General features: G+C 60.0%; 4 protein-coding genes. 3 read left to right on the top strand and 1 reads right to left on the bottom strand.

Annotation, left to right across the window (positions count from 1 at the left end; all coding sequences use genetic code 11):
- Positions 1-160: 160 nt before the first annotated feature.
- On the bottom strand, positions 161-859 hold the full coding sequence (locus L248_RS11325) for an SGNH/GDSL hydrolase family protein (RefSeq protein ID WP_022530371.1): 699 nt from the start codon (positions 857-859) through the stop codon (positions 161-163).
- Between the two features lie 189 nt (positions 860-1,048).
- Here L248_RS11325 and L248_RS11320 point away from each other — a divergent pair, with 189 nt between their 5' ends.
- The 3 genes from L248_RS11320 to L248_RS11305 all read left to right on the top strand — a co-directional run bounded on the left by L248_RS11320 (position 1,049) and on the right by L248_RS11305 (position 4,717).
- Positions 1,049-1,903, top strand: a complete 855-nt coding sequence (locus L248_RS11320; RefSeq protein ID WP_022530370.1) for an alpha/beta hydrolase — start codon at positions 1,049-1,051, stop codon at positions 1,901-1,903.
- Positions 1,904-1,974: 71 nt separating this feature from the next.
- A complete protein-coding gene (locus L248_RS11315; protein ID WP_022530369.1) occupies positions 1,975-3,579 on the top strand; it encodes a glycosyl hydrolase family 28 protein in 1,605 nt (534 codons plus the stop codon).
- Between the two features lie 286 nt (positions 3,580-3,865).
- A complete protein-coding gene (locus L248_RS11305) occupies positions 3,866-4,717 on the top strand; it encodes a hypothetical protein (protein WP_155828647.1) in 852 nt (283 codons plus the stop codon).
- Positions 4,718-4,774: the final 57 nt, after the last annotated feature.

Here is a 4,774-nt window from a genome sequence, read left to right as displayed (position 1 = left end):
CGGCATATGATATCGGAAGATATGTTCTGACATCATGTACCTAGGAATTCTTAATCTTATCGCGACAATGGGTACCGGTTCGGAGTGCTTGGGTAGGATTTCGGGGACAGAAAAGGCAGGCAGCGGGTGCAGCGCCCGAATGCCTGCCTTTTGCTGCAATTTAGCGATCGGCCAGCGCCGTCAATGCCGCCGTGATCAACGGGTCGTAGAACAGCCGGTAGCCGTCTGCGTTCGGGTGGGTGCCGGTGCCGCCGTGAGCGTGATTGCTGCCGTGGGCGTCTGTGTTGTCGTAGGAGTAGTCGTGCTGATAAGCGGGCAGAAAGGCGTTCAAGCCGCTCTCGTTGTAAATGTCACAAACGGGCAGGCTCCATTTCTGACAAATTGTCACGGAGACGTCGTGCAGCGTCTGCTGGGCCGCCAAAGTCCGGGCCGGGGTCTTGTGGGTCGTGATGTAGAGGATGTGCGCCCCTTGGTACTTGGTTGCCAGGGTCTGGCAGACAGTCTCGAAAGCCCCGCAATAAGTTGCCGGATCCAGTGGATCTGTGTAGCCGTCGGTCACCTGGCCAAGCACTTGGGGATCGTTGGTGACCTTGTCGTACGCGTCGTTGGCGATGCCGTCGAAGACGATGAAATCCGGTTTGGCGGCGGGGGCGTTCTGGACCTGGTGGACGATGTCGATCACCGGATCGCTGTCCGGGACGATGCGCATGGTGGCACCGTTGATACAATATTTCTCATCGGGCATGCCGTGGGCTTCGGCGATGTCTTCCACGAAACTGCGCTGGGCAGCGTGGCCGTTGACGACGCTGGTGCCGAAAGCGTAGAGCATTTTTCCTTGGAGCGGATCGGAATTGACCATGAATGGGGTTCCTCTTTTCCAAAATCTTGATGATCTGCTTTGATATTAGTATACTAGTAAGCAGTTTACAAGCTGCTTCGGGTTCTTCTCCCAAGGCCTTTTTTTATCCCCGTCAGCAGTTGTGCACCCGCTTTCTTCACCGTACAATGGGGGTGAATTCCATTTCTGAAGAAAGCAGGTCTTGACACAATGAACATGTTTACTCAAACACTCAAAACCCCGCTGAGCGACTCGGCGACGTTGACGGGTTACGTCCAAACCCCCAGTCCGGAGATGCCCAACAAAGAGCATCGGCCGGCGATTTTGGTGCTGCCGGGCGGCGGCTACACGATGGTTTCTGACCGGGAGGCTGAGCCGGTGGCCCTGATGTATGCGGCCCATGGCTTCCAAGCCTTCGTCCTGCGCTACTCCGTCTTGCCGGCGGCGTGGCCCAGCCAGCTGCTGGAGGCGGCCGAGGCGATGAAGCAGATCCGGGCGCACGCTGACGAGTGGTTCCTGGATCCTGACCAAGTGGCCACGCTCGGCTTCTCCGCCGGTGGTCATCTGGCCGCGGGTCTGGCGACCATGGCTGACAAGCCATATTTAGCGCAACAAGGCTATGACGCCAAGGATATTCGGGCTAACGCGCTGCTGCTGGGCTATGCCGTTACTTCACTGTCTCTTTCTGCCCCGGCCCACGGGGAACCCTCGCAGATGGAACAGGCCGTCCTCGGGGCCAACGGCAAGTCTGCGCCGCTGCTTAAGGAAGCGACCGAACTGGGGGAGCAAGTGACCCGCCAGACACCGCCGACCTTCCTCTGGGCGACGGCCACGGACCACGTTGTCCCGGTGCGCAATAGTCTGCTCTTCGCTGATGCCCTAGCCCAGGCCCACGTGCCCTTCGCCATCCACATCTTCCCCACCGGCCACCACGGCCTCTCCCTGGCCAACGTGGTCACCAACGGTCAAGGGGGAACCGACGTGGAGCCCACCGTGACGCCGTGGGTGAAGCTCAGCCTGCAGTGGCTGCAGCTCCAGTTCCCGGATGCGGCGATTTCTGACTAATTCGTCTCTTCTGCCGTCTGTTCATTGCGAGCAGGCGGCAGTGTTTATATAGAAAGAAAGGTTTTTCTGCCATGAGCACTGAACATAACGTTGTCCTCCCCCAGCATCTGCGGATCGCCCCGGCCACGCTGGCCGCGACGGGAGTGAGCCTGATCTGGGACCACCCCCATACGGAACCGGCGATCACCCAGTACCGGGTGGTGAAGACGGACGGGCTGCTGTACGCCGTTCGCGACACCAGCCAAACGCACTTCACCATTGCTGGGTTGACGCCGGCGACGAGTTACACGGTGACCGTGGAGGCGTGGGCCGGCAGCACCCGCGTGGGCACGCCGGCGGTGGTGGCCTTCACCACGAAGGCAGCGGGGAAGGTCCTGGACGTGACGAAGGCGCCCTATGCCGCGGATCCCACTGGGAAGACTCTCGCCACCGCCGCGGTCCAGCAAGCCATCACGGACTGCCCGGCCGGCGGGACGGTGTTGATTCCCGAAATGACCACCATCCGGACCGGCGCGCTGTTTCTGAAGAGTCAGATGACCCTGCAGGTGGACGGTGTCCTGCAAGGCAGCACGGATCCGGCGGATTATCTCGCCCCGAGCGACTATCCTGGCCAGGTCAATGCGGATGGCTTGCTGCTCAACCGATACGAAGGGTGGGAACTGCCCACTTACGCCAGTCTGCTGAACGCCGGTTGGCTGAACCAGGCCGACCGGCAGGCAGTCAATTGCCGGGACTTGACCATCTGCGGCGAAGGCACCATCGCCGGCGGCGGGGCGGCGCTGGGCGATGCCGAGAAGCAGTTGTACGCTGACCAGGAGAAATATCCCCTGTATGTCTCAGACACCATGGGCGGCCGCCGCAACCGCGGCCGGCTGATCCAGCTGATTCAATGCCATACCGTCGACATCCACGGTCTCACGTTAGTCGACCCGCCGGCCTGGACCGTGCACATGATTTATTGCGACACCATCACCAGCCACGACCTGACCATCTATTCTCCGCGTATCGACAACGGCGACGGCTGGGACCCCGATTCTTCCCGCAATCTCCTGATTTACGGCAGCACGTTCAATACCGGTGACGACTGCATCGCCGTGAAGTCCGGCAAGAACCCTGAGGGCAACACCATCGGTCTGCCCACCTCCCATCTGCTCGCTTTCGACCTGAAGATGCAGGGCGGCCACGGGATGATCATCGGCAGCGAGATGTCCGGCGGGGTCGAAGATGTCATCGTCCGCGACAGCCAGATTCAAGGCACCGATTACGGCTTCGAGATCAAGGCCAATCCGGACCGGGGCGGCTACGTTCGCCAGGTCACGCTGCAAGATTGCGTCGTTGATCGGGTGATGATCCACAGCATGCCGTACAACACAGATGGGGTGCCCGCGGCCACACTGCCGGCAGTCTCCGAGATCACCATTCGCGACACCGCGGTTACCGGCGCCGAGGAGCGGGTCATTCAGCTGGTGGGTTTTCAGCGCGATGGCGAGACGGCGCCGGTGAGAAAGGTGGTACTGGAGAACTTAACCTTGGGTGCTGCCAGTGCTGGTCCGAAGGAGATCTATCTCGACTACTGTGATGATGTTCAAATCCGGCGAGTGGTCCAGACAGCCGATGGACGGACACCGCAGATTATCCAAAACGAGGGGAATGTGCATGGCGTCACAGTGAAATAATATGATTTTATCTATCCATCATCATCAATGGGGACAGCAATTGTGATATGCACATTTTGGCATGCTGTCCTGACACAAAACAGACAATGAGGGAGTATTCGATACGTATGACACAGTTCCAACTACAAACAGATGCCGACAACCACTTAATCGGCCTTTATGCCGCCAACGACCCAGCCCACATGAACTGGGCGGCCAACGATCGGCCAACCGTCTGGGGCACGGTCCAAAGCCAACCGGATTTAACGGTGACCACCAAGCGCACCGTCACCGCTGACGTGCTGCAGTGGCGGAGAGCCTCACGCAGTACTTGCGCTTCGTCCGCACCCAGCTGTTGAACGAAGCGACCGGGGAAGTCTATAACGATGCGCCCCGGTCCGACGATTATCATCGGCTCTACAACTTTCCCTGGGTGGCGGACTTGTTTCTGCAGGTCTACCGCTGGCGTCAGGACTCGGCAGACTTGGACCGGGCGGTGCGGATCATGCGGTGTTACTTCCAGCAGGGCGGCGCCCATTATTACGCGATTGGCGTGCCGGCGCCGGCGTTGATCACCACGCTGCGGGCGGCCGGGCGCACGACAGAAGCCAACGCACTGCTCACGGACTTCCGGGCACTGGGCGACTTCATTCTCCGCCACGGCCAAGATTACCCGCAGCACGAAGTCAATTACGAGCAGAGCATCGTGGCGCCAGCCGCCATCTATCTCCTGCAGCTGTTCCAGCTGACCCAGGAAGAAAAGTACCGGGCAGGGGCCGCCGTGCAACTGCGCGGCCTGGCCGCTTTCAACGGGGACCAGCCGGATTATCATCTGAACGGCGCCGCCATTCGCCACTGGGACGGCTACTGGTTCGGCAAGCGGCGGCTGTACGGTGACACGTTCTCCCATTATTGGAGTGCGTTGTCGGGTATCGCGTTCCAGAAAGCGGCGGCCGTTCTGCCGGGCACCGCATTGCCGGCAGCCGGACCGATTTTTCGTAATGTCCTGAGTCTGATCCACCCGGACGGCAGTGCCTCCTGCGCGTTTGTCTACCCGCTAACGGTTAACGGCCGGCGGGCCCATTACGCGGACCCGTGGGCCAACGACCAAGATTGGGGCTTGTACTTTGCCCTGCAGTATGGCGGTTTTGCAGATTAACCGCACTGAAAACACGAGTGAAATGTGATTTTTGCGAAGAGATTGGGACCAAATTCG

Origin of the sequence: Schleiferilactobacillus shenzhenensis LY-73, from assembly GCF_000469325.1 — a bacterium.
Taxonomy (GTDB): Bacteria; Bacillota; Bacilli; order Lactobacillales; family Lactobacillaceae; genus Schleiferilactobacillus; species Schleiferilactobacillus shenzhenensis.
Note: the sequence above shows the minus strand (reverse complement) of the source record. Positions and strands in the feature narration are given on the sequence as shown.

Bases quoted from the DNA above. Each gene is read 5' to 3' on its own strand.
- L248_RS11315 (WP_022530369.1), top strand. From the start codon at position 1,975: ATGAGCACTGAACATAACGTTGTCCTCCCCCAGCATCTGCGGATCGCC.
- L248_RS11320 (WP_022530370.1), top strand. From the start codon at position 1,049: ATGAACATGTTTACTCAAACACTCAAAACCCCGCTGAGCGACTCGGCG.
- L248_RS11325 (WP_022530371.1), bottom strand. From the start codon at position 859: ATGGTCAATTCCGATCCGCTCCAAGGAAAAATGCTCTACGCTTTCGGC.